Annotated in this window: 29 protein-coding genes; 16 read left to right on the forward strand and 13 right to left on the reverse strand. The window is 65.8% G+C overall.

Annotation, left to right across the window (positions count from 1 at the left end; genetic code table 11):
• The first annotated feature begins 16 nt into the window (after window positions 1-16).
• The gene (locus tag RSE14_RS09830; protein ID WP_324073223.1) at window positions 17-814 is read left to right on the forward strand and encodes a GIN domain-containing protein; all 798 of its coding nucleotides are present in this window, start codon (window positions 17-19) and stop codon (window positions 812-814) included.
• A 40-nt stretch (window positions 815-854) separates the two neighbouring features.
• Window positions 855-1190 (forward strand): hypothetical protein, encoded by a 336-nt coding sequence (locus RSE14_RS09835; RefSeq protein ID WP_324073224.1) that lies wholly within the window; start codon window positions 855-857, stop codon window positions 1188-1190.
• Window positions 1191-1310: 120 nt separating this feature from the next.
• Here the strand turns inward: RSE14_RS09835 and RSE14_RS09840 are convergent, their stop codons facing one another.
• Entirely contained in the window at window positions 1311-2228 is a 918-nt protein-coding gene (locus RSE14_RS09840) for an L-threonylcarbamoyladenylate synthase (RefSeq protein ID WP_324073225.1), read from the reverse strand.
• Window positions 2229-2302: 74 nt separating this feature from the next.
• Here RSE14_RS09840 and RSE14_RS09845 point away from each other — a divergent pair, with 74 nt between their 5' ends.
• Window positions 2303-4045: an acyl-CoA dehydrogenase family protein gene (locus RSE14_RS09845; RefSeq protein ID WP_324073226.1), complete on the forward strand. Its 1743-nt coding sequence runs from the start codon at window positions 2303-2305 to the stop codon at window positions 4043-4045.
• 1 nt (window position 4046) lies between these two features.
• Complete coding sequence (locus RSE14_RS09850; RefSeq protein WP_324073227.1) at window positions 4047-4865, forward strand: DUF815 domain-containing protein; 819 nt, start codon at window positions 4047-4049, stop codon at window positions 4863-4865.
• A gap of 136 nt (window positions 4866-5001) precedes the next feature.
• Here the strand turns inward: RSE14_RS09850 and RSE14_RS09855 are convergent, their stop codons facing one another.
• A complete protein-coding gene (locus tag RSE14_RS09855) occupies window positions 5002-6480 on the reverse strand; it encodes a PQQ-dependent sugar dehydrogenase (RefSeq protein ID WP_324073228.1) in 1479 nt (492 codons plus the stop codon).
• Window positions 6481-6544: 64 nt separating this feature from the next.
• On the opposite strand from RSE14_RS09855, the gene RSE14_RS09860 reads away from it, so the two are divergent.
• Together RSE14_RS09860 and RSE14_RS09865 are read left to right on the forward strand one after the other, a co-directional pair.
• Complete coding sequence (locus tag RSE14_RS09860; protein WP_324073230.1) at window positions 6545-7045, forward strand: free L-methionine (R)-S-oxide reductase MsrC; 501 nt, start codon at window positions 6545-6547, stop codon at window positions 7043-7045.
• A gap of 109 nt (window positions 7046-7154) precedes the next feature.
• Window positions 7155-7973 carry a hypothetical protein gene (locus RSE14_RS09865; protein WP_324073232.1) on the forward strand — a complete coding sequence of 273 codons (819 nt, stop codon included), beginning with the start codon at window positions 7155-7157 and terminating at the stop codon, window positions 7971-7973.
• An 85-nt stretch (window positions 7974-8058) separates the two neighbouring features.
• On the opposite strand, the gene RSE14_RS09870 is transcribed toward RSE14_RS09865, so the two are convergent.
• The 6 genes from RSE14_RS09870 to RSE14_RS09895 all read right to left on the reverse strand — a co-directional run bounded on the left by RSE14_RS09870 (window position 8059) and on the right by RSE14_RS09895 (window position 14101).
• Window positions 8059-9027 carry a ParB/RepB/Spo0J family partition protein gene (locus RSE14_RS09870; RefSeq protein WP_324073236.1) on the reverse strand — a complete coding sequence of 323 codons (969 nt, stop codon included), beginning with the start codon at window positions 9025-9027 and terminating at the stop codon, window positions 8059-8061.
• The gene (locus RSE14_RS09875; RefSeq protein WP_324073237.1) at window positions 9024-9800 is read right to left on the reverse strand and encodes a ParA family protein; all 777 of its coding nucleotides are present in this window, start codon (window positions 9798-9800) and stop codon (window positions 9024-9026) included. Before RSE14_RS09875 ends, RSE14_RS09870 begins: the two co-directional genes overlap by 4 nt.
• A 56-nt stretch (window positions 9801-9856) precedes the next feature.
• Window positions 9857-10483, reverse strand: a complete 627-nt coding sequence (rsmG, locus tag RSE14_RS09880) for a 16S rRNA (guanine(527)-N(7))-methyltransferase RsmG (RefSeq protein WP_324073240.1) — start codon at window positions 10481-10483, stop codon at window positions 9857-9859.
• On the reverse strand, window positions 10480-12345 hold the full coding sequence (mnmG, locus tag RSE14_RS09885; RefSeq protein WP_324076887.1) for a tRNA uridine-5-carboxymethylaminomethyl(34) synthesis enzyme MnmG: 1866 nt from the start codon (window positions 12343-12345) through the stop codon (window positions 10480-10482). The genes rsmG and mnmG overlap by 4 nt, the downstream gene beginning before the upstream one ends.
• Window positions 12346-12556: 211 nt before the next feature.
• Window positions 12557-13843, reverse strand: a complete 1287-nt coding sequence (gene mnmE / locus RSE14_RS09890; protein ID WP_324073242.1) for a tRNA uridine-5-carboxymethylaminomethyl(34) synthesis GTPase MnmE — start codon at window positions 13841-13843, stop codon at window positions 12557-12559.
• A gap of 6 nt (window positions 13844-13849) precedes the next feature.
• Window positions 13850-14101 carry a DUF6489 family protein gene (locus tag RSE14_RS09895; RefSeq protein WP_324073244.1) on the reverse strand — a complete coding sequence of 84 codons (252 nt, stop codon included), beginning with the start codon at window positions 14099-14101 and terminating at the stop codon, window positions 13850-13852.
• 98 nt (window positions 14102-14199) lie between these two features.
• Between RSE14_RS09895 and RSE14_RS09900 the strand changes: the two genes are divergently transcribed.
• Together RSE14_RS09900 and RSE14_RS09905 are read left to right on the forward strand one after the other, a co-directional pair.
• Complete coding sequence (locus RSE14_RS09900; protein WP_324073246.1) at window positions 14200-14898, forward strand: dienelactone hydrolase family protein; 699 nt, start codon at window positions 14200-14202, stop codon at window positions 14896-14898.
• A complete protein-coding gene (locus tag RSE14_RS09905; protein ID WP_324073248.1) occupies window positions 14895-15296 on the forward strand; it encodes a nuclear transport factor 2 family protein in 402 nt (133 codons plus the stop codon). Before RSE14_RS09900 ends, RSE14_RS09905 begins: the two co-directional genes overlap by 4 nt.
• On the opposite strand, the gene RSE14_RS09910 is transcribed toward RSE14_RS09905, so the two are convergent.
• The 5 genes from RSE14_RS09910 to hemE form a co-directional block, all read right to left on the reverse strand.
• Window positions 15244-15702 (reverse strand): BLUF domain-containing protein, encoded by a 459-nt coding sequence (locus RSE14_RS09910; protein ID WP_324073250.1) that lies wholly within the window; start codon window positions 15700-15702, stop codon window positions 15244-15246. The genes RSE14_RS09905 and RSE14_RS09910 overlap by 53 nt on opposite strands.
• Window positions 15703-15790: 88 nt before the next feature.
• Window positions 15791-16183, reverse strand: coding sequence for a BLUF domain-containing protein (locus RSE14_RS09915; protein WP_324073252.1), 393 nt, complete (start codon window positions 16181-16183; stop codon window positions 15791-15793).
• 61 nt (window positions 16184-16244) lie between these two features.
• Window positions 16245-17510 carry a transcription termination factor Rho gene (rho, locus tag RSE14_RS09920; protein WP_324073254.1) on the reverse strand — a complete coding sequence of 422 codons (1266 nt, stop codon included), beginning with the start codon at window positions 17508-17510 and terminating at the stop codon, window positions 16245-16247.
• Between the two features lie 199 nt (window positions 17511-17709).
• Entirely contained in the window at window positions 17710-18153 is a 444-nt protein-coding gene (locus tag RSE14_RS09925) for a CopD family protein (protein ID WP_324073256.1), read from the reverse strand.
• A 4-nt stretch (window positions 18154-18157) separates the two neighbouring features.
• Entirely contained in the window at window positions 18158-19174 is a 1017-nt protein-coding gene (gene hemE / locus RSE14_RS09930) for a uroporphyrinogen decarboxylase (RefSeq protein WP_324073257.1), read from the reverse strand.
• A gap of 335 nt (window positions 19175-19509) precedes the next feature.
• Here hemE and RSE14_RS09935 point away from each other — a divergent pair, with 335 nt between their 5' ends.
• From RSE14_RS09935 to RSE14_RS09970, 8 genes are all read left to right on the forward strand, one after another.
• Complete coding sequence (locus RSE14_RS09935) at window positions 19510-20355, forward strand: pyruvate, water dikinase regulatory protein (protein WP_324073258.1); 846 nt, start codon at window positions 19510-19512, stop codon at window positions 20353-20355.
• Entirely contained in the window at window positions 20352-20939 is a 588-nt protein-coding gene (locus RSE14_RS09940) for a Maf family protein (RefSeq protein WP_324073259.1), read from the forward strand. Before RSE14_RS09935 ends, RSE14_RS09940 begins: the two co-directional genes overlap by 4 nt.
• Window positions 20936-21793, forward strand: coding sequence for a shikimate dehydrogenase (gene aroE, locus RSE14_RS09945; RefSeq protein WP_324073260.1), 858 nt, complete (start codon window positions 20936-20938; stop codon window positions 21791-21793). The genes RSE14_RS09940 and aroE overlap by 4 nt, the downstream gene beginning before the upstream one ends.
• Entirely contained in the window at window positions 21790-22374 is a 585-nt protein-coding gene (coaE, locus tag RSE14_RS09950; protein ID WP_324073262.1) for a dephospho-CoA kinase, read from the forward strand. Before aroE ends, coaE begins: the two co-directional genes overlap by 4 nt.
• A 49-nt stretch (window positions 22375-22423) precedes the next feature.
• Complete coding sequence (dnaQ, locus tag RSE14_RS09955) at window positions 22424-23119, forward strand: DNA polymerase III subunit epsilon (RefSeq protein WP_324073264.1); 696 nt, start codon at window positions 22424-22426, stop codon at window positions 23117-23119.
• 77 nt (window positions 23120-23196) lie between these two features.
• Complete coding sequence (gene hpf, locus RSE14_RS09960) at window positions 23197-23763, forward strand: ribosome hibernation-promoting factor, HPF/YfiA family (protein WP_324073265.1); 567 nt, start codon at window positions 23197-23199, stop codon at window positions 23761-23763.
• A 159-nt stretch (window positions 23764-23922) separates the two neighbouring features.
• Window positions 23923-24384, forward strand: a complete 462-nt coding sequence (locus tag RSE14_RS09965) for a PTS sugar transporter subunit IIA (RefSeq protein ID WP_324073267.1) — start codon at window positions 23923-23925, stop codon at window positions 24382-24384.
• Window positions 24385-24406: 22 nt separating this feature from the next.
• The gene (locus RSE14_RS09970) at window positions 24407-24886 is read left to right on the forward strand and encodes a PaaI family thioesterase (RefSeq protein ID WP_324073268.1); all 480 of its coding nucleotides are present in this window, start codon (window positions 24407-24409) and stop codon (window positions 24884-24886) included.

The raw sequence follows: 24886 nt of genomic DNA on the forward strand, positions 1-24886 counted from the left end.
AAGGGGAGAGACCCGCATGTCCGCACTGTTGCCCAAGAAAATCATCGCCCTGTTCGCCGCCGCATCCGCCATCGCGCTGGCGGGGTGTGACGGCGCGGATGTCGAAATCAACGGCCAGAAGGGCGTGCCCCTCTCGGAAATCGAAATCGCCGGTGCTCCGCCGGAAAAGGTGTTCCTGGCTTCGGGCGACAATGTCATCGTCACCGAGGGCGAGACCTTCGCGATCAAGGTCGAGGGCAGCGACACCGCGTCCTTGCGCTTCGTGCGCGATGCGGAGCTGATCGGCATCACCCGCGAGGACGGGTGGAACGGTGACAACAAGGCCACCATCCGCATCACCATGCCCGCGCCCAAGGAAGTGATCATCGGCGGCAGCGGCACGGTCACCACCCCGTCGCTCGCCAGCGAGGCGCAGATCAATATCGGCGGCAGCGGCACGGTGGAATTCGCCAAGTTCTCCGGCACCACCCTGGCGATCAACATCGGCGGCAGCGGCACAGTGAAGGGGGCCGGCACCACTGAGGAGCTCGACATCCTGATCGGCGGTAGCGGCGACATCATCATGCCGGGCCTCAAGGCGGATCAGGCCGATATCACCATCGGCGGGCGCGGCGATGTGACCTTCGCGTCGGACGGCACGGTCGAGGCCAATATCGGCGGGGCAGGCGATGTGAAGGTCTCGGGGACTGCCAAGTGCACCGTCAACGCGATGGGCTCGGGCACGCTCACCTGCACGCCGACCGGCAGCGGGGCGAGCGCGGCGATCCCTGCGGCGCCTGCGGCACCGGCGGCTCCGGCAAAACCCGCCGAATAGGATTTGCATTCCGGCAAGGCGCGGGCGAGATAATGCGCCCATGACCATGCACACCCTGCGCCTTGCTGCGCTCGCCCTTGTCGCCGTCACCTTGCAGGGCTGCATTGCCCGTGCGGCGGTGGATGTGGTGACCTTGCCGGTGCGCGCCGTCAGCGCCGGGGTGGATGCGGCCACCACCAGCCAGTCCGAAGCGGACGAAAAGCGCGGCCGCGCCATCCGCAAGCGCGAGGAACGCATCGGCGAGATCGAGCGCGACTATGCGCGAGCCATGGAGCGCTGCGGCGACGGCGACGACGAGGCCTGCGACCGCGCGCAAAGCCTCAAGGCCGAACAGAAGGCGCTGCTGGAGGCCGGGCCGGAGGAGCGGGACGATTGATTTTGTGATCGCGCTGTTGCGCGATGCTGACCGCCCGCCCCGCCTCCCCGCCCGGCCACCAATAGTGCCACTATGTTATGGTGGCCGGGCGGGGAGGCGGGGCGGGCGGTTAGACGCTCATCACGCCGCTGCGCGCCGCAGCCGATCATTGATCGCACGACCAACGCCCTGTTCCGACACCGGAGCGATGGCAATGCGCGATTGCGGAGCGCGCGCCGCCTCGTGCAGGCAGGCATAGAGCCGCGATGCTGCCTCATTGACGTCACCACCCGCCGACAGCGTGCAGTCACCTGCCACCGCGCCGAAACCGATCAGGAACTCATCCGGCGCGGCCTCGGTCGCGTTCAGGCGAACAGGCTTTCCGGGCGCATAGTGGCTGGCGAGCTGACCCGGAGCTTCGATGCCGCTTCCCGCGCCCTTCACGCCCAGTTGCAGCGGCCCAGGGCGCAATTCCTCCACGCTCCCGTCGGCGCGCACCGCGACGATGGTCGATTCCACCCCCGCCGTGGTCGGCCCGCCATCGAGCACCATTGCGATCCGCCCATCCAGCGAGGCGAGGACGTGATCGGCGCAGGTCGGGCTGATGAAGCCGCTGCGGTTGGCAGACGGCGCGGCGAGCGGGAAATCGAGCAGCTCAAGCAACGCCCGCATCGCCGGATGGGCCGGAGCGCGCAGCGCCACCGTCGGCAGACCAGCTGTGACCGCGGCCGCCAGCCCGGCATCGGCCCGGCGCGGCAGAACCAGCGTCAGCGGCCCGGGCCAATGGGCCTCGGCCAGCGCCAGCGCCGTATCGGAGAAGTCGGCAAAGCGCTGCGCCTGTTCCGCCCCCGCCACATGGACGATTAGCGGATTGAAGTCCGGACGGCCCTTGGCGGCGTAGATCCTTGCGACCGCTTCAGGGCAATCGGCGCGGGCGGCGAGGCCGTAGACCGTCTCGGTCGGCACGGCGACCAGCCCGCCTGATTCGAGGATCTGCGCCGCTTTTGCGATCCCGTCGGCATCTGCCAGCCGCACTTCCGTAACGTTCTTGCCGCTCATGCTGCGGCGCTATATTCGTTTGCCCGCCCTGCCAAGTGCGCGGGGCCTTTCCAAATCCGAAGGACGCCCCCGAAGTGACCCCCTTTACCCCGCCGACCGCCGACCAGTTGCTCGCCATCCGCGTCAATGCCGGGATCGACGAGCTCGCGCAGACTGAACGTTTCGCCCATGCCGAATCCGATCTGGTCGAAGCGATTGTCGCCGGTGTCGGCCAGTTCGCCGCCGGAGAATTCGCACCGCTCAATCGCAAGGGCGATCTGGAGGGCGCGAAGCTCGAAAACGGCGTCGTGCGCCTGCCCGAAGGGTTCGAGGCCGCCTATCACGCCTATGTCGAGCAGGGCTGGAACGCGATTGCATCGCCGGCCGCGCATGGCGGGCAAGGCCTGCCCTTCACGCTCGCCTGCAATGTGCTGGAGAACCTCGGCGCCGCCAACATGGCCTTCACCTTGCTCCCCATGCTCAGCGTCGGCGCGATCGAGGCGCTGGAGCACCACGGCTCGCCCGCCCAGCAGGCGATGTATCTGCCCAAGCTGGTGAGCGGCGAATGGTCGGGCACGATGAACCTGACCGAGCCTGCCGCGGGGAGCGATGTCGGCGCGCTGCGCAGCACCGCCGAGCCGATCGAGACCGGCCCCCACGCGGGCAAGTACACAATCACCGGACAGAAGATCTACATCACCTGGGGCGAGCATGACCTCGCCAGGAACATCATCCATCTGGTGCTGGCCCGCCTGCCGGGTGCGCCGGAGGGCTCGCGCGGCATTTCGCTGTTCGTGGTGCCCAAGTATCACGTGAACGCCGACGGCAGCCTCGGTCCGAAGAACGATCTTCGCTGCGTCAGCCTTGAACACAAGCTCGGCATCAACGCCTCGCCCACCTGCGTGATGAGCTACGGCGATAATGGCGAATGCATCGGCGAGCTGGTCGGCCAGCCCAACAAGGGGCTCGCGGCGATGTTCACGATGATGAACAATGCGCGCATCAATGTCGGCAATCAGGGCGCGCAGATTGCCGAGCGGGCGACCCAGCAGGCGCTCGCCTATGCGCGGGACCGGGTGCAGTCCGCCCGCGCCGGTTCGCCCGACAAGAACCCGGTGGCGATTATCGAACATCCCGACGTTCGCCGCATGATCCTGCGCATGAAGGCCCTGACCGAAGGCGTGCGCGCGCTGCTCTATTACTGCGCCGGGCAGGTCGATCGCGGCAATCTGGGTGACGAAGCCGCGAAGGCGCGCGCCGAGATCGTCGTCCCGCTGATCAAGGCGTGGGGCACGGATGTCGGCGTCGAGGTTTCGGGCCTCGGCATCCAGATCCACGGCGGCATGGGCTTTGTCGAGGAAACCGGCGCCGCCCAGCACTGGCGCGATTCGCGCATCGCCCCGATCTATGAAGGCACCAACGGCATTCAGGCCGCCGATCTCGTGACCCGCAAGCTCGGGCTCGATGGCGGGGAGGCGATCCTGGGCCTGTTCGACACCATCGCGCGCGAAACCAGCGAGGAGCCGGCCCTGTGCGCCTTGGCCCGCGACTGCGCCCGCGTGGCGCTGTGGATGCAGGACGAGGCCAGCCTTGATGATCGGCTGGCCGGAAGCGTTCCATTCTGCACCATGGCCGCCGTCGCGGTGGCGGGTTGGCAGCTGATGAAGCAGGTCGAAGCCGTGGCAGCGGGGGCAGCACCCGAACTCGCATCGATCAAGCCGGTGACCGCGCGCTTCTTCTTTGATCGCATCGTCCCCGAAGCGGCCGGGCTCGAAGCCTCCGCCACGGCCGGGGCCGATCTGCTCTACGCCCTGCCCGCCGAAGCGCTGGTCGGCTGAGATGGACGCGGGGGGAGAGCTGGCCCGGATCGCTGCCGCGCTGGAGCGGCTCGCGCCCCCTGCCCTGCCGCCGACTGACTGGCTCGCCCATCCCGCCTATCTCTGGGCGAACGGCACGGTGCAGGCCGTTCCCGCGCTTGATGCCCTGCCGCTGGATGCGCTTCACGGGATCGACGCGCAGAAAGCCACGGTGCACGCCAATTGCGCGCGTCTGGCGACCGGCGCGGCGGCGCATGACACCTTGCTCTGGGGCGCGCGCGGGATGGGCAAATCGGCGCTGGTGCGCGCGGCTGTGGCCGATGTGCATCGCGAGAGCGGCGGCGCGCTGGCGCTGGTGCAGATCGCGCCCGGCAGCCTTGCCAGCTTCCCCGCGCTTATCGCGCAGCTCGCGGGCCAACCCCGCGCGTTTCTCCTATTCATCGACGATCTCGGCTTTGGCGAGGACGGGCGGGCGGAAATGCTCGCCCTCAGAAGCCTGCTCGACGGCGGCATCGCCCCGCGTCCGGCACATATCAGGATCGTGGTGACTGCCAATCGCCGCGCGATTGTCGAGCGCGAGGATACCAGCACCGCCATCCACGAACGCGACGAGCGCGACGATGCGCTGGCACTGGCAGACCGCTTCGGGCTGACGCTGGGCTTCCACCCGGCGGACAAGGACACCTATCTCGCGATCCTGGCGGGCTATCTCGCCCCGCTTGGCCTCGGCTTCGATGCGGAGGAGGCGATGGCCTTCGCAATCCAGCGCGGCAACCGCTCGGGCCGCACCGCGCTGCAATTCGCGACAGAGATCGCCGGGCGCGCCGGAAAGAGGCTTTAGGGTTTCAGACCCCCGACCCCGCCTCCCCGCCCGGCCACCATAACATAGTGGTACTATTGGTGGCCGGGCGGGGAGGCGGGGCGGCCAGAGGGAAGGAGCGTCTGCGCCACCAAAGGTGGCCGCAAACAAAAAGCCTTCAATTCACCTTCTGACCCGCCTGCTGGCGCAGGTAATCTTCCTCGAAGGCCGCGCGCGGGTCCTTCAGCCCCTTCAGCGCGGGGAGCTTCTCGCTCTTCAGACGCGCAATCGCCGCGGCGGGCGTGGCCGAGGGCGAACGCACGCGCCAGATGATCCCCGCTGTATCGTCCGACACCAGCAGCGCGCCGTCGCTCGCCCATTCCACCCAGGTCGGACGGCCGCGGGTGGTGCCATCGTCCTTGAGGAAGCCGGTCAGCACCGGCACCGGCTTGCCCGTCGGATTGCCGAACTTGTCGAAGGCGACATAGACCACGTCATAGCCCGAGGGCGGCTTGCGGTTCCACGAACCATGCCGCGCGATGAAGGCCCCGCTGGCGAAACCATCGCCCATCACATGGCCTTCCTTCACGAACACCAGCCCCAGCGCGGCCACATGGGGCCCCAGCGCATATTGCGGATTGCGGGTATATTCCTGCAGGAACTTGGGCATCGGCGCTTCGACCCGGCGATCGAAGTTGTTCTTGTAGTAGATCCACGGCCAGCCGTACTGCGCGCCCACCGGCACGTTGGTGAGATAATCGGGCACCAGATCCGAGCCGAGCATGTCGCGCTCGTTCACGGTGGTCCACAGCTCGCCAGTCCAGGGATTGAAGTCCATCCCGTTGGGATTGCGCAGGCCGACGGCATATTTGCGCTGGCGCTTGGTCTCGAGATTATACTCCCAGATCATGGCGCGGCCTTCTTCGACCTCCATGCCGGCCTCGCCGATATTGCTGACCGATCCGACCGCGACGAACAGGACCTTGCCATCGGGCGAAATCTCGACATTGCGCATCCAGTGGCCGCCGCCGCCGGGCAGGTCCATCAGCTCGGCAAGGGTGCCGGTGATCTTGGTGTCGCCAAGCGTATAGGGCACCGCCAGCAGGGCATTGTGATTGGCGACATAGAGCGTGCCGTCCTTCCAGCTCATGCCGGAGGGCGAATCGAGACCCTCTTCCAGCAGCACCGCCTTGACCTCGGCCGAGCCATTGCCATCGGCATCGCGCAGCAGCACGATCTGGTTGGGGCTGTCTCCGGTCGCCCCGGCTTCGCTCAGCAGCTTGTCGGCAATCCAGGCCTTGATCGCGTCCAGAAAACCGCCGCCGCCGCCAGCCTTGGGCGCGCGGGTGAGCGTGGCCAGCACATCGCCATTGGGCAGGGCATAGAGGATTCGCGGATGCTCCAGCCCCTCGGCAAAGCGCACGACTTCGAGGCCCTTGGCTGCCACCGGCGCCTCGTCCGCCTTCCAACCCACGGGCTTGGCGATCTGCACCGTCGGGAAGTTTTGCGGATCGCCTTCCTGCAACACCGGTTCGGTCCCGGCGACAGCGTCGACCGAGAGGTCTGCGGTGTCTCCGCGGCTGAGGAACCAGAAGGCTCCACCGGCGAGAAGACAAATGATGCCAAGGGCGATTGCGATTTTGCGGAAGATTGCCATGTGGGGGGAGATAGAGCCGCCCTGCGCGCGCGGCAACACGCAAGCTGTGAAGGCACCTCTTCCGATGTATGATTTCAAGCCCGCCGCCGATGCCGATCTTGGCGAAGTCTACCGCGATCTGTGCGCGGCCGCCGATGCGCTGACGGCGGGCGAGCCCGATGCGGTCGCCAACATGGCCAATGTCGCGGCGCTGCTGTGGGAGTTTCTGCCCGATCTGAACTGGGCGGGGTTCTACCGCGTTGGCCCGGCCAAGGACGGCGGCGCGGACGAGCTGGTGCTCGGTCCGTTTGTGGGCCGCCCGGCCTGCATCCGCATTCCCTTCGGCAAGGGCGTGTGCGGGACGGCCGCGGAAAGTCGCGCCGCGCAACTTGTGGAGGATGTGCACGCCTTCCCCGGGCATATCGCCTGCGATTCGGCGAGCGCGAGCGAGCTGGTGGTGCCGGTGCTGAGGGATGGCGCGGTGATCGCGGTGATCGATCTGGACAGCCCCACCCCGGCGCGCTTCACTGAGGCCGACGCCGAAGGGGTGACCGCGCTGGCGGCATTGCTCTCAGACCGCGTCTGAGCGGCCCGAAACGGGACACATCGCACAAGGCCTTTGGGGGCACGCCCGAGTCGATGGTAAGCTTTTGCTAACCATCAGCCGCGTCCGGCTGACTCAGGGGGAATTGCCCATGCCCAAGCTGATCTCGACTCTTCCGCTCGCCGCTATCGCGCTGGCCCTTCCGGCCGCGGTGCAGGCGCAGGATTACACCGGATTGCCGCCGCTCGCCCCGATGGCAGAGGTGGAAGTGCGCCAGCTTCCGCCCGAATATCGCACCGCGCCCGCTCCTGCTCCGATGAAGGTGACCGAGACGACGACGATCGTTGACGGGGTCGAGACCATCACCCGCACCCGCTACATCGCTGCGCCCGCGGCACCGGCAGCGGCGAATTATGCGCCTCCCGCCTATGCCCCCGTGGTGTTCGAGCGGCAGCAGTGGCTCGACGAATGCCGCCGCCGCACCAAGGGGCAGGACAAGGACGATACCGGCGCGATCATCGGCGGATTGCTCGGGGCGATTGCCGGGGGCTTTGCCGGATACGAAATCGCCGGCGTGGGTGACCGCGTGCTCGGCACCGTGCTCGGCGTCGGTGGCGGCGGGCTGATCGGCGGGTTGCTCGGCAGCCTGTTCGACGGCGATGATGACGAGGACCGCTACGACTGCGAGGCAGCGCTCGATACCTATCTGTCGGCCTACGGCACGCCCGGCACCCACATCGCTGCGCGCGAGATCCCCTATGCGCCTTATCCGATGAGCTACGGCTACCCGATGGCTTACGGCTATTACGCCCCACCGCCGCAGATGGTGATGGTGCAGGTGCGCCGCGATACGCCGCAGCAGGTGGTGGTGCGCGAGACTGTGCGCGAGGAGCGCTACACCGTCCCCGGCGCCACCCGCATCATTCCCGCGCCGCGCCCCAAGGGCAAGCTCCTGCGCAGCGACGACTGAGCGCTTCGCTCAATCAAAAAGCCCCGCAAAGTCGCGCGATACGACTTTGCGGGGCTTTTCTGTGTCTGTCAGCCGGTTGGAGTGATCAGAACTCGCCGCCGGTGAGGCGCTGACACACCAGATCGAGCTGATCGAGCGTGGTGTAGCGGATCGTGATCGTCCCCTTGCGCGGGTCCACCTCGGGCTTGATCTTTACGCCAAGGCCCAGAAATTCCTCAAGATGTTGCTGCACCGCGAGAATATCGGCGTTCTCGTTCAACGGCAGGGTGGGTTGGGCCTTGTGCTTGGCCGCCTCGCGGTTCGCCTTGCGGGTCAGACCCTCCATGTCGCGCACCGAGAGGCCTTCGGTCACCGCGATCTCGGCCAGATGCAGCGCATCCGGACGGCCGATCAGCGCGCGCACATGGCCGGTGGTGAGCTTGCCCTCCTCCACCCAGTCGAGCACGCGATCCGGCAGGGTCATCAGCCGCATCATGTTGGCGACGTGGCTGCGCGACTTTTCGACCATCTTGGCGATGTCGACCTGGATCATCCCCTCCTCCTCGGAGAGGCGGTGATAGGCGCGCGCTTCCTCGACCGGGTTGAGATCCTCGCGCTGGAGGTTCTCGATCAGCGCCAGCGCCATCACCTCGCGCTCGGTCAGCAGGCGGACGAGCGCCGGAATCTCGTGCAGCCGCGCCTTCTGCGCCGCGCGCCAGCGACGTTCACCGGCGACCAGCTGGTAACCCGTGCCTTCGGGGTGCGGGCGGACGATGATCGGCTGGATCACCCCGCGCGTGGCGATCGAGGCGGCAAGCTCGTTCAGGGCATTCTCGTCGAAATGCTTGCGCGGGTTGCCGGGCAGCGGCTTGATATTCGCCAGCGCAATCATCCGCAGCGATGCGCCCGAGGCGGTCGCCACCGGCTCGGCCGGCTCCTCGCGCCGCACCAGCGGTTCTTCGCGCCGGGTCTCGCCGAGAAGCGCCCCCAGCCCCTTGCCAAGCCGCCGCGGCTTCTCCGCCGAAGGACGGGAATTGACAGACAAATCAACGGGTTGTGTGGTATCGTCGCTCATGCGGCCTGTCTTTCTGCGGGAAACCGACCAATCAGCTCGCGCGCCAGCGACATATAGGCGCGGCTACCGGTGCAATGCTGGTCATAGATGAGTGCGGGGAGCCCGTGGCTCGGCGCTTCGGAGAGGCGGACGTTGCGCGGAATCACCGTATCGAACACCAGCCCGCCGAGACAATCGCGCACATCGTCGGACACCTGATCGGTCAGGCGGTTGCGGCGATCGAACATGGTCAGCGCCACGCCGATGATGCCGAGCCGCGGATTGAAGCGCTGCTGCACCTGATCCACCGTCTGGAGCAGCTGGCTGAGGCCTTCGAGCGCGAAGAACTCGCACTGTAGCGGCACCAGCAGCGTATCGGCCGCGCACAGGGCGTTGAGCGTCAGCAGGCCGAGGGAGGGCGGGCAGTCGATGAAGCAGATCTCGTGGCCCTTGTGGCTCTCCAGCGCCTGGCGCAGCCGCGAGGTGCGATCCTCCACCGACACCAGCTCGACCTCGGCGCCCGAAAGATCGACCGTTGCCGGCACGATATCGAGCCGCGGGATCGTGGTGGGCACGATGGCGCTGTCGAGCGCGACTTCATCGACCAGCAGATCATAGCTGGAGATTTCACGTGAAGCAGCGTGCACACCCAGCCCGGTCGAGGCATTGCCCTGCGGATCGAGGTCCACCAGCAGCGTGCGCCAGCCCGTCGCCGCCATCGCCGTAGCGATATTGATCGCGGTGGTGGTCTTGCCCACCCCGCCCTTCTGGTTGGCGATCGCGATGGTCAGCATGCTATCCGTCCTCCCGCGCGCGGGATTCCGGTTGAATCCGCAGCGCAATGCGCGTGTCAGGCCTTCACGATGATCCCGGCGTCGGAATCGGTCAAGGAATGTTTCACGTGAAACATTGCCCGAATCGAAGGCTTCAATGCCTCCAATTCCTGCGCCGCCGATCGTCCCTTGGGCAAGACATAGGCGGTGTGCCTTGTGGAGAAGGGTGCGGATAGCTCGAGAAGTTTGGGCAAAGGAGCAAAGGCGCGTGCCGAAATGGCGCGGGCGGCAAAGGGAGTAACCCGTTCGAGACGCTGCCCCTCGACCCTGCACTTGTGCAAACCCAGCGCGGCGATGGCCGATTCAAGGAATTCCACCCGCCGCGCACGCGATTCGACCAGCACCACGGGCATGTTCGGGCACAGGGCGGCGATCACGAGGCCGGGAAAGCCGGGGCCGCTGCCGAGATCGAGCCACGGCCCACCCGCATTTGCGCCCAATGTTTCACGTGAAACATTTTCGATGAGCTGGGCCGAATCAGCAATGTGGCGCTGCCAGATATGCGGCTCGGTGGCTTTGGCGATGAGGTTCTGGCGCTGGTTCTCCTCCAGCACCAGAGCGCCAAAGCGTTCCAGACGTGCCATTCCCGCCGCGTCGGTGAGCCCGGCAACATAGGCGCGGGCTTCGTCTTCCGTGGTAATCATGCGGCGCGCTGCCCGTCAGCAATACGGCGGCGGGCATGGACCAGCAGGGCCGAGAGCGCCGCAGGGGTCACCCCGGGAACCCGCCCAGCCGCTGCCAGCGTACCGGGTGCAGCCTTGGAGAGACGCTCGACCATCTCGTTGGAGAGACCCGGCACCTCGCCATAGGGGAAGTCTGCGGCCAGCGGCAGCGCCTCGCTCGCCCGCAGATCACGCAGCTCCGCATCCTGCCGCGCCAGATAGGGCGCATAGGCGGCATCCTCGGCCATTTCCTCGGCAAGCAGGGGATCGAGCGCGGTGACCTCCGCCAGCCACGGAGACAGGGCCTCGGGGTTCACCCCGTCATGCCGCAGCCATTCCGAGATAGGCTTCTCCCCATGATCGCGCCGCACGGGCAGGCCGAGATCGGCGAGTTCGCGGGCGTGGATCCGCTCAGAATGTTTCACGTGAAACATTGCGCGCAATTCTTCGCGCCGTTCCCACCATGCGCGGCGCTCTTCGCCAATGCAGCCCGCTTCAATGCCCAGCCCCGTCAGGCGGGTAGCGGCATTATTGGCGCGCAGGCGCAGGCGGTACTCGGCGCGGGCGGTGAGCATCCGGTAAGGCTCTGTTACGCCCTGAAGGGTAAGATCATCGACCATCACCGCGATATAGGCATTGGCGCGATCAAGCGCGGGCGCGGCCTTTCCGAGCGCCGCGGCAGCGGCTTCCAGTCCCGCCACAAGGCCCTGCGCGGCGGCTTCCTCGTATCCCGTGGTGCCGTTGATCTGCCCCGCGCAATAGAGCCCGGGGATGGCGCGGACCTGCAAATCCGGCGTCAGCGCGCGCGGATCGATATGGTCATACTCCACGGCATAACCCGGCTGCACGATCACCGCCCGTTCGCACCCCGGCATGGCGCGCACCACGGTCTCCTGTACATCGGTCGGCAGCGAAGTGCTGATGCCGTTGGGATAGACGAGGTGGGTGTCCAGCCCCTCAGGCTCAAGGAAGACCTGATGGCCTTCGCGATCGCCGAAGCGGTGGATCTTGTCCTCGATCGAGGGACAATAGCGCGGCCCCGCCGCCGCAATCGCGCCGGAGAACAGTGGGGAGCGGTGGAGATTGGCGCGGATTGCCTCGTGCCCCGCCTGGGTGGTGCGGGTAATCGCACAGAAGACCTGCGGATTGACGCGGGCGGGGGTAAGGTCGGACATGGTCCAACGCTCGCCGTCAGAGGGCTGTTCTTCGAGCACCGCCCAGTTGATCGTCCGCCCGTCTAGGCGCGGGGGTGTACCGGTCTTGAGGCGCGCCATGGGTAGATCGGCCCCGCGCAACTGCTGGGCGAGCCGCTTGGCAGCATTCTCCCCGATACGCCCGCCCTCGAAGCGCTCTTCGCCACGGAACAGCACGCCGCCGAGGAAGGTGCCGGTGCACAGCACCACGCGCGAGGCTTCGAGGATGGTGCCGTCCGCCAGTTCAAGTCCGGCAACGTGCCCGCCTTCGAGCATCAGCGCGGCGGCTTCGCCCTGAACCAGCGTCAGATAGGCCTGCTCGCGCACGATGGCCTGCACTGCCGCCTTGAAGCGCACCCGGTCAGCCTGCACCCGCGGGCCCCACACGGCGCTGCCCTTGGAACGGTTGAGCATCCGATAGTGGATCGCACCTGCATCGGCTGCGCGGCCGAGCACGCCGTCGAGCGCATCGACTTCCCGCACCAGATGCCCCTTGCCGAGGCCCCCGATCGCAGGATTGCAGCTCATCGCGCCGATGGCGTCGAGATCGAAGGAGACCAGCGCCGTGCGCGCACCCATCCGCGCCGAAGCGCAAGCGGCTTCGACCCCGGCGTGCCCGCCGCCGATGACGATGACATCGTACTGGTGCATGGGCGCGCAGATAGGCCCCGCGGGGCGGACAGTCAAAGCGGATTCCTTGGGGGTTACCCTGCGCGGCTCATTCGAAATGTTTGTGCTGCGCCCAGCTGCGCTTCCACGTGGAACATTTGAGACCAAATTTGCGGGCAATGTTTCACGTGAAACATTCGCGGACATTTTTGCAGGCAATGTTTCACGTGAAACATTGCGCGCAAAATGCGGCTCACTTGCCGATGCAGAAGCGTCCGAAAAGGGTGTCGAGCATGTCTTCGGTGGTGGCGCGGCCGATCAGCCGGTCGAAGGCGAGGCGTGCGCGGCGCAGTTCCTCGGCCACCAACAGCGGGTCTGACAGGCCACGCGCTCCGCCCAGTGCTTCTGCGGCCTCACCAAGCCGCGCGTGCTGGCGCGCGTTGAGCGCCGCTTGACCCGGCTTTGGCAGCGCCATGCGGGCGTCATCCACCAGCGCGGTCTTGAGCGCAACAAGCCCCTCACCCGTCGCCGCCGACACTGTAAATCGCGCCGCAGCCTTGGGCGCAAAGCCCTCGCGATCCGCCTGGGCCGCAATCTCCCAGGCACCCTGCGGCCCCTCTCCTTCCGGTCCGAGCCACAGCACCAGATCGGCGCGGTCAAGTTCGCCCAGAGCACGGTCGATCCCGATGGCTTCGATTTCATCCGCCAGTGCCCCGTCACGCAGGCCCGCCGTATCGACGAAAGTGAAGGGCACCCCGCCAATCGCAACCGAGCGCTCGATCACATCACGCGTCGTCCCCGCAATCGGGGAGGTGATCGCCGCCTCGCTTTCGATGAGGGCGTTGAACAAGGTCGACTTTCCCGCATTGGGCGGCCCGGCAAGGACCACGCGATAGCCCTCGCCCAGCCGTTCCGAACGCGGGCGGGAAAGCCAGTCAGCAATCTCCTGCCCCAATGCGCCAATGTTCCACGTGAAACATTCCGGAAGATCGGCGGAGTCTTCCTCGTCCGAGAAATCGAGCACGCCTTCGACCTCCGCCGAAAGCCCCAGCACGGTCTCGCGCCACGCCTCTACCTGCCGCGACAGCGCCCCGCCCGCGTTGGCCAGCGCCGCCGCCCGTTGCAGCTCGGTCTCAGCGGAGAGGAGATCGGCCAGCCCTTCGGCCTCGGCCAGATCGATCCGGCCATTGGCAAAGGCGCGGCGGGTGAATTCACCCGGCTCGGCCTTGCGCAGACCCGGGAGCGCTGCGAGCGCGCCCTCGATGGCCGCGATCACCGCCCTTCCCCCGTGGCAATGGAGTTCGGCCAGATCCTCGCCCGTCGCGGTGTTGGGCCCGGGAAACCACAGTGCCAGCGCCTCGTCGAGCAGCGCCCCCGAAGCATCGCGCAAACGCGCCAGCGAGGCCCTGCGCGGCTCCGGCACCCGACCGGCCAGCGCCACCAGCGCAGCGCCTGCCTGCGGGCCGGAGATACGGATAACCCCGATGCCAGCCGGCGGTGCGCCGCTCGATAGCGCGAAGATCGTCGGGGTCTCGCTCATCCGTGGTCAGTCGGCGCTTTTCTTGCCCGTCGCCGCCTTCATCCCGCTTTCGACAAAGCTCTGGAACATCTTCAGCCCCACCTGCCCCATCGGCGCCAGCGCCGAGGCATATTCCTGCAACTGCACCGGATTGGAGACCCCGCGCATCGCCTTGGTGATGTTCTCGACATAGAGATCATTGGCCGCGCTGACATCGGGCAGCCCGAGAAAGCTGCGGGCCTCTTCGGGCGTGCAATCCACTTCGATGGTGATCTTCATGAGCGCCGGTCTCCTCTCCCTGTCACCCCTCTCATTTGCGCTTGGCAGGGCCGCAAGGCAAGGGATAGACCAAGCATCAACCCCTTCAGGAGAGACCCATGAGCCTCAATGCCACGATCCCCACGCTGGACGGTGATGCCAGCTTCGGCGCCTATGTCGCGCAACCTGCCGGATCTGCACGCGGTGCGATCATCGTCATCCAGGAGATCTTCGGCGTGAATCCCGGGATCCGCCAGAAGTGCGACAAGCTCGCCGCCGAGGGCTGGCTGGCGGTCGCACCCGATCTGTTCTGGCGCTTGCAGCCGGGGATCGAGCTGGATCCCGATGTCCAGGCTGAGTTCACTCAAGCACTTGATTGGATGGGACAATTTGAACAGGACACGGGCATCCGCGATATTGAGGCGACGATCCACTACATCCGCCGCACCCTCGGCGTCGCCAAGGTCGGCTGCGTCGGCTACTGCCTCGGCGGGCGGCTCGCCTTCATGACCGCCGCGCGCACCGATATCGACGCCTCTGTCGGCTATTACGGGGTCGGCATTGACGGACTGCTAGGCGAGAAGCACGCGATCGCCCATCCGCTGATGCTGCACATTCCCACCGCCGACGGCTTTGTCCCGCCCGAGACCCAGGCCGCGATGCATACCGCGCTCGACGATCACCCCAGGGTGACCCTGCATGATTACGAGGGGCTCGATCACGGCTTTGCCACAGAAACCGGACTGCGCCGTCACGAGGAAGCCGCCACCCTCGCCGACAGCCGCACCGCCGCCTTCTTTGCGGACGCCCTTGCATGAGCGCCGGGCACTACGGACTCGCGCGCTGGCACGCCTATATGGAGAGCGAGGGCGATCCGGCCCTCCTCTCCGCGCTGATTGCCGATGATTGCGTGTTCCACTCGCCCGTGGTCCACACGCCGCAATCGGGCAAGCCGATCGTCATGGCCTACCTCCTCGCCGCAGCCGAAGTGCTGGGCAATGACAGCTTCCACTATGTCCGCGAGCTGGTGGACGGGGACGAGATGATGCTCGAATTCGTCACCGAACTGAACGGGATCAGCGTCAACGGGATCGACATCATCCGCTTCGGCGACGACGGGAAGATACATGATTTCAAGGTGATGGTGCGCCCCTTGAAGGCGATCAACACAGTGTGGGAGATGATGGGCGCGCAGTTGGCGAAGGCGAAGGGGTGACGCTCGTGTGGGCCGCAAAGGCCTGCACGAAGAAGTCGCGCACAGCCTGATCGATCGCCGCAGGCACATCGCCGCCCAACTCCGCGCTCATGGTGCGCAGCGCCTTGCCGAAATCGCGATCGTCGAAATAGCGCATCGGCCAGGCCGGGAAGGTCTGCTCGGCAATTGCCCGCTCCTCGATCACCGTTACCCCGGTGTGGCGAACATCGCGGCGGATCGCATCGAAGGCCGCACACAGCTTCCAGGTCGGCCCCTCCAGCACCTGAAGCAAGTGATCCTCGGCGCGCAGCAGGATGCCGCTAAGACCCCGCGCTTCATTGGCCACACGCGCCTGATAGAGCAGATGAAACATCTCCGCCCGATCAAGCCCGGGCGCGGCCATGCTGTAATAGATGATGCGGCGCATCGCGTGTCCCCGTTATTCGCGGGGCAGGACATGGGGTCAGCGGCGCTGAAACAGGGTTTCGCGCGCACTAGGGATTTCCCTTAAATGCCTAGTTCAGCACCGCGAAATTGACGATCATCTTGCGCACTTCAGGGTCGAGCCCCTGCGGCAGATCACGCTCCAGCATCTCGCGGCGGCTGGCGATACTCTCGGCGATGAGGACCCGCTTCATTGCCCAGTCGGGGCAGGCGCGCATCGCAATCGCCCGCTTGTCGAGAACCGAGACGCCGGCGTGACGCGGATCGGCCGTGATCTTGTCCATCAGGTCCGCGACCTCCGCCTCATCACCTTCGAGCAACTGGAGGAAATTGCGCCCGTTGAACAAGAGCAGCCCGGTGATCCCGCGGGCCGGATTGTTGCGCGCGCTGGTGGCCAGAATCGCGTCGACTTCCTCGCGCGGCAAGGTCGGTGCGGTGCTGATGTAGAGATACTGGCTAAGCACGTTCCCGTCCCTTGCGTCTGTCTTTTCCGGGCCGACCCCATGGCCCGGAGGATCAACCAAGCTATTGATTCATCGTGTTGAAGAAGTCTTCATTGGTCTTGGAATCCTTCATCTTGTCGAGCAGGAACTCCATCGCATCTACGGTGCCCATCTGCATCAGGATGCGGCGCAGGACCCACATCTTGGAGAGGTTGTCCTTGGCCACCAGCAGCTCTTCCTTGCGGGTGCCGGACTTGCCGACATCCAGCGCGGGGAAGATGCGCTTGTCGGCGACCTTGCGATCGAGCACGATTTCGCTGTTACCCGTGCCCTTGAATTCTTCGAAGATCACTTCGTCCATACGGCTGCCGGTATCTATCAGCGCGGTAGCGATGATCGAGAGGCTGCCGCCTTCCTCGATGTTACGCGCCGCGCCGAAGAAGCGCTTCGGGCGCTGCAATGCGTTGGCATCCACACCGCCGGTCAGCACCTTGCCCGAGGACGGAACCACGGTGTTGTAGGCACGGCCGAGGCGCGTGATCGAATCGAGCAGGATCACCACGTCATGCTTGTGCTCGACGAGGCGCTTGGCCTTCTCGATCACCATTTCGGCAACCTGCACGTGGCGCTGCGCCGGCTCGTCGAAAGTCGAGGAGACAACCTCGCCCTTCACACTGCGCTGCATGTCGGTGACTTCCTCGGGCCGCTCGTCCACGAGCAGCACGATCAGGAACACCTCGGGGTGATTGTCGGTGATCGCCTTGGCGATGTTCTGGAGCAGCACCGTCTTACCGGTGCGCGGCGGCGCCACGATCAGCGCGCGCTGGCCCTTGCCCTGCGGTGCGATGATGTCGATCACCCGCGCGCTCTTGTCCTTCACGGTCGGATCAAGGCTGTCGAGCGTGAGCTTCGAATCCGGATAGAGCGGTGTGAGGTTGTCGAAATTGGTACGCAGGCGGACCGCGTCGGGATCGTCGAAATTGACCTTGGAGAGCGTCGTCAGCGCAAAATAGCGCTCACCATCGCGCGGGGCGCGGATTTCGCCTTCCACGGTGTCACCCGTACGCAGGCCCCAGCGGCGCACCTGGTTGGGCGAGACATAGATATCGTCCGGCCCGGCGAGATAGTTCGCTTCGGGCGAGCGCAGGAAGCCGAAGCCATCCTGCAGCACCTCGATGGTGCCGATACCCATGATCTTTTCTTCGTATTCCTCGTCCTCGGCGAGTTCGCGCAGAATGCTGAACAGCAGATCCTGCCGCCGCATGGTCGAGGCGCCTTCGACGCCCAGCTCTTCCGCCATCGCCACCAGCTCGGCCGGGGTCTGTCGCTTCAAGTCTTTGAGGTGCATTTCGTGTAATCCAGAACAGCAGGAGTGGCCGGATGGTCAGTACCGCCTTGCGAAAAGGCAGCGCCCCGAAAGAGCGGGGCAGGGCTTGGAGAAAGCAGACCTGCGAGGAGCCATTCGCGCTCCCGGCACCGGATAGGTGATTGCAGCGATAGAAGCGCGCGCCCTTGCGGTCAACGCGAAAACCCGCCGGGGGTGATCCTCAGAAGGGCTTCAGATAGACCAGCGTGACGATCAGCACGAGCAGCAGACCCGGCAATTCGCCGATCATGCGCAGCTGCTTTTCAGTGAGCGGCCGTTCGCCCCGCGCCATCTTCTTCGTCTGCGCCACCAGCCAGCCATGGAAGCCCGTCATCGCAAGGACGAAGGTGAGCTTGGCGTGGAACCAGCCCTCGGTGAAAAAGCCCATCGCATAGGCCATGCTCAGCCCCAGCAACCAGACAATGATCAGGCTGGGGGTAAGGATGATTTTGCGCAGCTTGCCCATGCGGGTGGCCCACTTGGCCTCGCCCTCCGATCCCGGTGCATGATCGAGCATGTAGATGCACTGGCGCGGCAGCATGAACAGCCCTGCCATCCAGAACACCATGAAGATCACGTGCCCCGATTTGAGGAAGAGATAAATCGACGCCAGCGTCTCCTGCATGACTTCAGCCTCTCAGCGCCGCCAGCAGATCCTCGACATGGGAAATCGGGGTGTGCTGACCGATCCCGTGGCCGAGATTGAAGACATGCGGGCGATCCTCGAAGGCGGCGATAATGGTTTTCGCCCGCGCCGCGACCGCCGGCCCGCCTGCTTCGAGCAGCAGGGGATCAAAATTGCCCTGCACCGGCATGCCCTGCGGCAGGCTGGCATGGGCCCAGGCGGGATCGAGCGTTTCGTCGAGGCCGACAGCGTCCACACCCGTCTCGCGCGCATAGGCCGGCAGCTTTGCGCCGGCGCCCTTGGGAAAGCCGATGATCGGCGTATCGGGATGCGTTTCCTTGAGCTTCGCGGTGATCGCGGCATTGGGCGCCACCACCCACTTTTCGAACTGATCGGGCGCAAGGCTCCCCGCCCAGCTGTCGAACAGCTGGACCGCTTCCGCGCCGGCATCAATCTGGCCGCGCAGATAGGTGACCGAGACATCGACAATCGCGTCGATGATCGCCTGAAGATGGGCCGGATCGCGATAGGCCAGCAGACGCGCCGGGCCCTGATCCTTGGAACCCTCGCCCGCGATCATGTAGGTCGCGACCGTCCAGGGGCTCCCCGCAAAGCCGAGCATCGTCACTTCGGGGCCGATCATCGCGCGGGTGCGGCGCACGGTCTCGTAAACCGGCTCGAACCGCTCGAAGGCGGGGGTGAAGCTGTCGAGTCCCACTTCCAGCAGCGTGGGCGAGAGGTGCGGCCCTTCTCCGGCGAGGAACTGCAAGCCCTGCCCCATCGCGTGGGGGACGATCAGGATGTCGGAAAACAGGATCGCGCCGTCGAACCCGAAGCGCCGCAGCGGCTGCACGGTGATCTCGGCCGCGGCCTCGCTGTCATAGACCAGCTCGAGGAATCCGCCCTTCTCGGCCCGCAATTCGCGATATTCCGGCAGATAGCGCCCGGCCTGACGCATGAGCCAGACCGGAGGAACAGGTTGGCGGACACCTTTGAGCGTATCGAGAAGCGGACCGGGCATAGGGTTCCTTAGACAAAACAATTCAAATTATAAAAGGATTGATGGAGTCTGTTGGCCCTGTGGAAAGCGGGAATTACCGGACTCTGCCGGATCATCCCCAAGCTGCCACCGGCCAATCACCCCCCAGCGAATCCGCACGGATTGGACGTCAAGCCAGCTTTATCCCCACTATTCCCAGCCTGTCGACAAAACTTGTCCCGTGTGGGCAAATCCCCCGAGGAAAAGCCCGGTAGCGGGCATGAAAATTGCTCCCCAGCTTGTCCGCAACTGCCTCCCGTGGTTTATGCGGCGATCTGTCCACAGCCCCCGGGCGGCCGAACGAGCGAAGCAGCACGATGAGTCGACTGAACCTGCATCTTGTATCGGATTCGACCGGCGAGACGCTGGAAATGATCGCCAAGGCGGCGCTCGCGCAGTTCGACAATCCCGATGTCAGCCGCCATTTCTGGCCGATGGTGCGCTCGCTTCAGCATCTCGACCGGATCGTGCCCGATCTCGCCGCGCATCCGGGCCTGGTGCTCTACACCCTCGTCAATCCCGACACCCGCAAGCGGCTGGAGGAGCATTGCCGCCACTTGGGCCTGCCCGCCGTCGCGGTGCTCGATCAGGTAACGGCCTCCCTGGAAGCCCAGTTGGGGCAGGAAGCGCATGGCCGTCCGGGCCGCCAGCACACGATGGACGAGGACTATTTCAAGCGGGTCGAGGCGATCCAGTACACCATCGCCCATGATGACGGCATTGCTTACGAGGATTGGGAGGAAGCCGACATCGTGCTGGTCGGCGTGTCGCGCTCGTCCAAGACACCCACCAGCATCTATCTCGCCAACCGCGGGTTCAAGACCGCGAATATCCCGCTGGTGGTGGAAAGCCCCCCGCCCTCCGCGCTGTTCGGGCTGCGCCATCCACTGATCGTCGGCCTCACCACCTCGCCCGAACGGCTGGTGCAGATCCGCCGCAACCGCCTGCTGTCGCTGAACGAGGCGACCGAGACCGCCTATGTCGACAATGACCGCGTGAAGGCCGAGCTGCAATTCGCGCGCAGGATGTTCGGCGACAATGGCTGGCCGGTGATCGACGTCACCCGCCGCTCGATCGAGGAGACCGCCGCCGCGATCATCCGCCTCGCGCAGGAACGCGGGCGCAAGCCGGCGGGCGAAGGCGGCGTGGGCCAGCCGATATGACATTCATCCTCGCCAGCAAAAGCGCCTCGCGCCGGGCGATGCTCGATGCGGCGGGCGTGGCTTACACAAGCATCCCCGCCGATATCGACGAGCGCGCGGTGGAAGCCGGGCTGGCCGGTGCCGTCCCGCCTGACATCGCCGAGGCACTGGCGGTGGCGAAGGCTGCCGCTGTCGCCGCGCTCTACCCGGGGGCGTTGGTGCTGGGTTCGGATTCGCTGGTGGTGTGCGCCGGCCGCCGCTTCGACAAGCCGCGCTCGGCAGAGGAAGCGGCCGAGCATCTGCGATTTTTCTCCGGCAAGGTGATGGAATTGCACTCCGCTGCCGCGCTGGTGCGCGATAGCGGGTGCGAATGGAGCCACGCCAGCATCGCGCGCCTCCATGTGCGAGAGCTCTCCGAGGATTTCATCGCCCATTATCTCGCGCTCGAATGGCCCGCGATCAGCCACACGGTCGGCGCTTTCCGCATTGAAGGGCCGGGGGTGCAGCTGTTCTCGGAGATAGAGGGCGACCAGTTCACCGTGCTCGGCATGCCGCTTCTGCCCTTGCTCGGCGCGCTGCGCGAGGAAGGGGTGCTGCTGGCATGACGCGTCGCTATGCCGAGGTGATCGGCGATCCGATCGCGCAGTCCAAGTCACCCGCGATTCACAATTTCTGGCTCGGAAAGCTGGGGATCGATGCCGAATATCGCGCTTGCCATGTCCGCCCTGACGAACTGGCTGACTACCTCGCCGCTCGCCGCGCGGACCCCGACTGGCGCGGGTGCAATGTCACCATGCCGCACAAGCAGGCGGTGATGCCGCAGCTGGACCGGATCGACCCGCCCGCGGATGCCATCGGTGCGGTCAACACAATCCTGCCGCTGGGGGACGGGCGGCTGGCCGGCACCAACACCGATGCCGCCGGCTTCCTCGAACCGCTGGCGAAAGACCTCGCCCGCACCCATTATTTCCGCATGGCCCGCATCCTCGGCACCGGCGGCGCGGCGCGGGCGATCATTGCTGCGCTTGCGGGCCAAGGCTTCACGCTGGTGGTCGCCGGACGCGATCCGGCCAAGGCCCACGCGTTGCTCGATGAACTCGCACCCAAGGGTGAACATCACGCGATTGACCTTGCGCATTTTGCCGATGCGACCGACTTTCCCTTCGACGACCGCGAAGGCTGCTGCGATCTCGTCATCAACGCCTCGAGCCTCGGCATGACCGGCCAGTCGCCGCTCACCTTCGACTGGAGCCACGCGCCGCCGGGCGCCGTCGCCTATGACATTGTCACCGCGCCGCTGGACACCACCTTCCTTCAAGAAGCGCGTGCCAAGGGGCATCGCACCATCGACGGGCTTTCCATGCTGATCGGGCAGGCGGCAGTCGCCTTCGCAAAATTCTTCGGCCAGCCCGCCCCGCGCCAGCATGACGCCGAATTGCGCGAGATTCTGACCCAATGACCCGTCCCAAAATCATCGGCCTCACCGGCTCCATCGGCATGGGCAAGTCGACTGTCGCAGGCATGTTTGCCGATGCCGGAATCCCGGTGTTCTGCGCCGACACCGAAGTGCGCGCGATGCAGGGCCCCGGCGGCGCGCTTGTCCCCGCCATCGAAGCTGCCTTCCCCGGATCGACCGGCCCCGAGGGCGTCGACCGCGACCGGCTGGGCCATCAGGTCTTCGCCGACAAATCCGCGCTGGCGCGACTCGAGGCCATCGTCCACCCCGCCGTCGCCGCCAAGCGCGCCGCTTTCCTTGAAGCCAATGCCGCCAAGCCCGCCGTGGTGTTCGACATTCCACTCTTGTTCGAACGCGGCGGGCACGAGGCCGTCGACATGATCGTGGTCGTCTCCGCGCCCGAGGCGGTGCAGCGCGCCCGCGTGCTCGCCCGCAGTGGCATGACGGTGGAGAAGTTCGAGCACATCTACGGGCTGCAACTGCACGATTCGGAAAAACGCGCCCGCGCCCATCACGTGATCGACACCGGAACCAGCCTTGAAGAAACCCGCGCACAGGTGGCAGCGCTGATTGCTTCATTTTGATTGCAAGGACCGCTTGCAAGACTCACCGCATGGGCAGATAGTCCTGCAAATGCGTGAGGTCATTTTCGACACCGAAACCACCGGGCTCGATCCCAAGACCGGGGACCGCATGGTGGAAATCGGCTGCGTCGAAATGATCGGCCGGGTTGAAACCGGCCGCACCTTCCACGCCTATTTCAATCCCGATCGTGACATGCCGATCGAGGCGGAGCGGGTCCATGGCCTCAGCGCCGCCTTCCTCGCCACCAAGCCGCGCTTTGCCGATACGGCGGACGAGCTGCTCGAATTTCTCGGCGATGCTCCGCTGGTGGCGCATAATGCCGGGTTCGACTTCGGCTTCCTCAACAACGAGCTCGAGAAGATCGGCCGCGCGCCGATCAGCATGGACCGGATGGTCGATACGGTGCAGCTCGCGCGCAAGAAGCACCCCGGCTCCAAGCTCAGCCTCGATGCGCTTTGCACCCGCTACGGGATCGACCGGAGCCACCGCGTGAAGCACGGCGCGCTGCTCGATGCCGAATTGCTCGCGCAGGTCTATGTCGAGCTGACCGGTGGCCGCCAGATCGGGCTTGGCCTGGTTGCCGAAGAAGTGACTGTCGAGGTCCAGACCAATATCACCACCATCGGGGCAGCGCGGGCCGATCGCCCCGCCCGCGCCGCCCGGCCGCACGCGGCCAGCGAAGAGGAGCTTGAACGCCACGCTGCGTTCATCGCCGGAATCGAAAACGCCATCTGGGCACGCTGAGGAGGACGCGCGAAAGGCACAACGCCACACGGACTACCAACCGGGATCGGCATCTTTGACGGGAGGGCTGACAACTTATGGATATTCGCATTTCGGGCCATCAGATGGCCACTGGCGCGGCTTTGCAGGAACATGCCGCTGACCGCCTCGGCGCAATCGTCGACAAGTATTTCGACCGGGCGCTGTCCTCTCACGTAACCTTCGGCAAGGCTCCCGCAGGAGCATTCACCTGCGACATCGTCACCCATGTCATGCAGGGCCTGATCCTCAAGGCGCAGGGCAGCGCCCATGACGTTCACCTCGCCTTCGACAATGCGGTCGAGAAGATCGACAAGCAGCTGCGCCGCTACAAGCGCCGCCTGACCGATCGCCACGAACAGGCCGATCACGCGCGCGGCGAGGAAGAGGCGGCCTACACCATCTTCGCAGTCGAGGACGAGGAAGAGGAAGTGGTCACCGCCGATGCTCCGTTGGTGATCGCCGAGACCCGGGTGGACATTCCGACCGCGACCGTCGCGGACGCGGTGATGATGCTCGACCTCAGGAACACCACGGCGCTGTTTTTCAAAAATGCTGGCACCGGAAGCCATAATATGGTCTACAGACGCGCCGATGGTTCGATTGGATGGGTCGAACCGCGATAGAGCCCGCGCCTGCCTTATCGGGTGGGATTTCATGCAGGCAACGGGCTCACGCGGCAGCAGCAGGAGGGGCGCAACGCCCCGGTTGGCAGGGTCTTTCATCAGACCCTGACTTTCCGGATCTGCTCTGTACGCGGGCTTTTATTTCGGGATTTTCGCAAGATGGACGTCAACCTCGCAGTCTCCCCGCAGGCGATTCTGTTCGATCGTATCGACAGCAAGCCGAAGGTGCTGGCCGCACTCGCCGATCTGCTGGCCGGTGCCTACGGGCTCGACCGGATCGAGGTGCTCGAAAACCTCGAAGCGCGGGAAGCGCTGGGCAGCACCGGGTTCGGGCGCGGGGTGGCGATCCCGCATTGCCGCAGCAAGGATGTGCGCCGCCCCAGCCTCGCGCTGATCCGGCTTGAACAGCCGATCGATTTCGCCGCCGCAGACTCGCGCCCTGTTGCGCTGGTGTGCGGGCTGGTTTCGCCCGAGAACGCCGGGGCGACCCACCTCCACGCACTCGCCGCGATCTCGCGGCTGACGCGGGACGAGGCGAAGCTCCAGATGCTCGCCGATGCACCGACGACCGAGGCGGCCTATGCGCTGCTGACCCACCAGTTCGAGCGGGACGCCGCCTGACGGCCCTGCTACGCACCCGGCCATGAGTCTTTCCGATCATGCCGTCCCGATCACCGGGGCCGAGGGACATTACCGCGCGCTGGAGCGGCTCTATGCCTCCGCGCCGATCAACCGCAAGTTCGCCTCCTCGCTGCATATCCCGCGCGAAGGCGTCTCGCGGCTGACCTTCACTGTCACGCGCGAGGATTATCACGCGGCAGGCGCGGCGCATGGGACGATCTATTTCAAGATGCTCGACGATGCCGCCTTCTACGCGGCCAACACCCTGGCGACGGACCGCTTCCTGCTGACCACCAGCTTCAACCTCCACTTCACCAAGCCGGTGCGCGCCGGCACCGTCACGGCCGAGGGCCGCTGGGTCAGCGGGCGGCGACGCGTGTTCGTGGCCGAGGCGCGGCTGGTGGACGAGGAGGGCGAGGAAATCGGCCGGGGCACCGGCACCTTCATGCGCTCGCGCATCGCGCTCTCCAGCCTGCCCGGCTACGCGGCAGCGGCGGGCTGA

Source organism: Erythrobacter sp., from assembly GCF_035194505.1.
Classification (GTDB): Bacteria; Pseudomonadota; Alphaproteobacteria; order Sphingomonadales; family Sphingomonadaceae; genus Erythrobacter.

Excerpts from the sequence above, each read along its gene's own strand:
- RSE14_RS09830 (WP_324073223.1), top strand. The coding sequence starts at position 17 with ATGTCCGCACTGTTGCCCAAGAAAATCATCGCCCTGTTCGCCGCCGCA.
- RSE14_RS09835 (WP_324073224.1), top strand. The coding sequence starts at position 855 with ATGACCATGCACACCCTGCGCCTTGCTGCGCTCGCCCTTGTCGCCGTC.
- RSE14_RS09840 (WP_324073225.1), bottom strand. The coding sequence starts at position 2,228 with ATGAGCGGCAAGAACGTTACGGAAGTGCGGCTGGCAGATGCCGACGGG.
- RSE14_RS09850 (WP_324073227.1), top strand. The coding sequence starts at position 4,047 with ATGGACGCGGGGGGAGAGCTGGCCCGGATCGCTGCCGCGCTGGAGCGG.
- RSE14_RS09855 (WP_324073228.1), bottom strand. The coding sequence starts at position 6,480 with ATGGCAATCTTCCGCAAAATCGCAATCGCCCTTGGCATCATTTGTCTT.
- RSE14_RS09860 (WP_324073230.1), top strand. The coding sequence starts at position 6,545 with ATGTATGATTTCAAGCCCGCCGCCGATGCCGATCTTGGCGAAGTCTAC.
- RSE14_RS09865 (WP_324073232.1), top strand. The coding sequence starts at position 7,155 with ATGCCCAAGCTGATCTCGACTCTTCCGCTCGCCGCTATCGCGCTGGCC.
- RSE14_RS09870 (WP_324073236.1), bottom strand. The coding sequence starts at position 9,027 with ATGAGCGACGATACCACACAACCCGTTGATTTGTCTGTCAATTCCCGT.
- RSE14_RS09875 (WP_324073237.1), bottom strand. The coding sequence starts at position 9,800 with ATGCTGACCATCGCGATCGCCAACCAGAAGGGCGGGGTGGGCAAGACC.
- rsmG (WP_324073240.1), bottom strand. The coding sequence starts at position 10,483 with ATGATTACCACGGAAGACGAAGCCCGCGCCTATGTTGCCGGGCTCACC.
- mnmG (WP_324076887.1), bottom strand. The coding sequence starts at position 12,345 with ATGCACCAGTACGATGTCATCGTCATCGGCGGCGGGCACGCCGGGGTC.
- mnmE (WP_324073242.1), bottom strand. The coding sequence starts at position 13,843 with ATGAGCGAGACCCCGACGATCTTCGCGCTATCGAGCGGCGCACCGCCG.
- RSE14_RS09895 (WP_324073244.1), bottom strand. The coding sequence starts at position 14,101 with ATGAAGATCACCATCGAAGTGGATTGCACGCCCGAAGAGGCCCGCAGC.
- RSE14_RS09900 (WP_324073246.1), top strand. The coding sequence starts at position 14,200 with ATGAGCCTCAATGCCACGATCCCCACGCTGGACGGTGATGCCAGCTTC.
- RSE14_RS09905 (WP_324073248.1), top strand. The coding sequence starts at position 14,895 with ATGAGCGCCGGGCACTACGGACTCGCGCGCTGGCACGCCTATATGGAG.
- RSE14_RS09910 (WP_324073250.1), bottom strand. The coding sequence starts at position 15,702 with ATGCGCCGCATCATCTATTACAGCATGGCCGCGCCCGGGCTTGATCGG.
- rho (WP_324073254.1), bottom strand. The coding sequence starts at position 17,510 with ATGCACCTCAAAGACTTGAAGCGACAGACCCCGGCCGAGCTGGTGGCG.
- RSE14_RS09925 (WP_324073256.1), bottom strand. The coding sequence starts at position 18,153 with ATGCAGGAGACGCTGGCGTCGATTTATCTCTTCCTCAAATCGGGGCAC.
- hemE (WP_324073257.1), bottom strand. The coding sequence starts at position 19,174 with ATGCCCGGTCCGCTTCTCGATACGCTCAAAGGTGTCCGCCAACCTGTT.
- RSE14_RS09935 (WP_324073258.1), top strand. The coding sequence starts at position 19,510 with ATGAGTCGACTGAACCTGCATCTTGTATCGGATTCGACCGGCGAGACG.
- RSE14_RS09940 (WP_324073259.1), top strand. The coding sequence starts at position 20,352 with ATGACATTCATCCTCGCCAGCAAAAGCGCCTCGCGCCGGGCGATGCTC.
- aroE (WP_324073260.1), top strand. The coding sequence starts at position 20,936 with ATGACGCGTCGCTATGCCGAGGTGATCGGCGATCCGATCGCGCAGTCC.
- coaE (WP_324073262.1), top strand. The coding sequence starts at position 21,790 with ATGACCCGTCCCAAAATCATCGGCCTCACCGGCTCCATCGGCATGGGC.
- dnaQ (WP_324073264.1), top strand. The coding sequence starts at position 22,424 with ATGCGTGAGGTCATTTTCGACACCGAAACCACCGGGCTCGATCCCAAG.
- hpf (WP_324073265.1), top strand. The coding sequence starts at position 23,197 with ATGGATATTCGCATTTCGGGCCATCAGATGGCCACTGGCGCGGCTTTG.
- RSE14_RS09965 (WP_324073267.1), top strand. The coding sequence starts at position 23,923 with ATGGACGTCAACCTCGCAGTCTCCCCGCAGGCGATTCTGTTCGATCGT.
- RSE14_RS09970 (WP_324073268.1), top strand. The coding sequence starts at position 24,407 with ATGAGTCTTTCCGATCATGCCGTCCCGATCACCGGGGCCGAGGGACAT.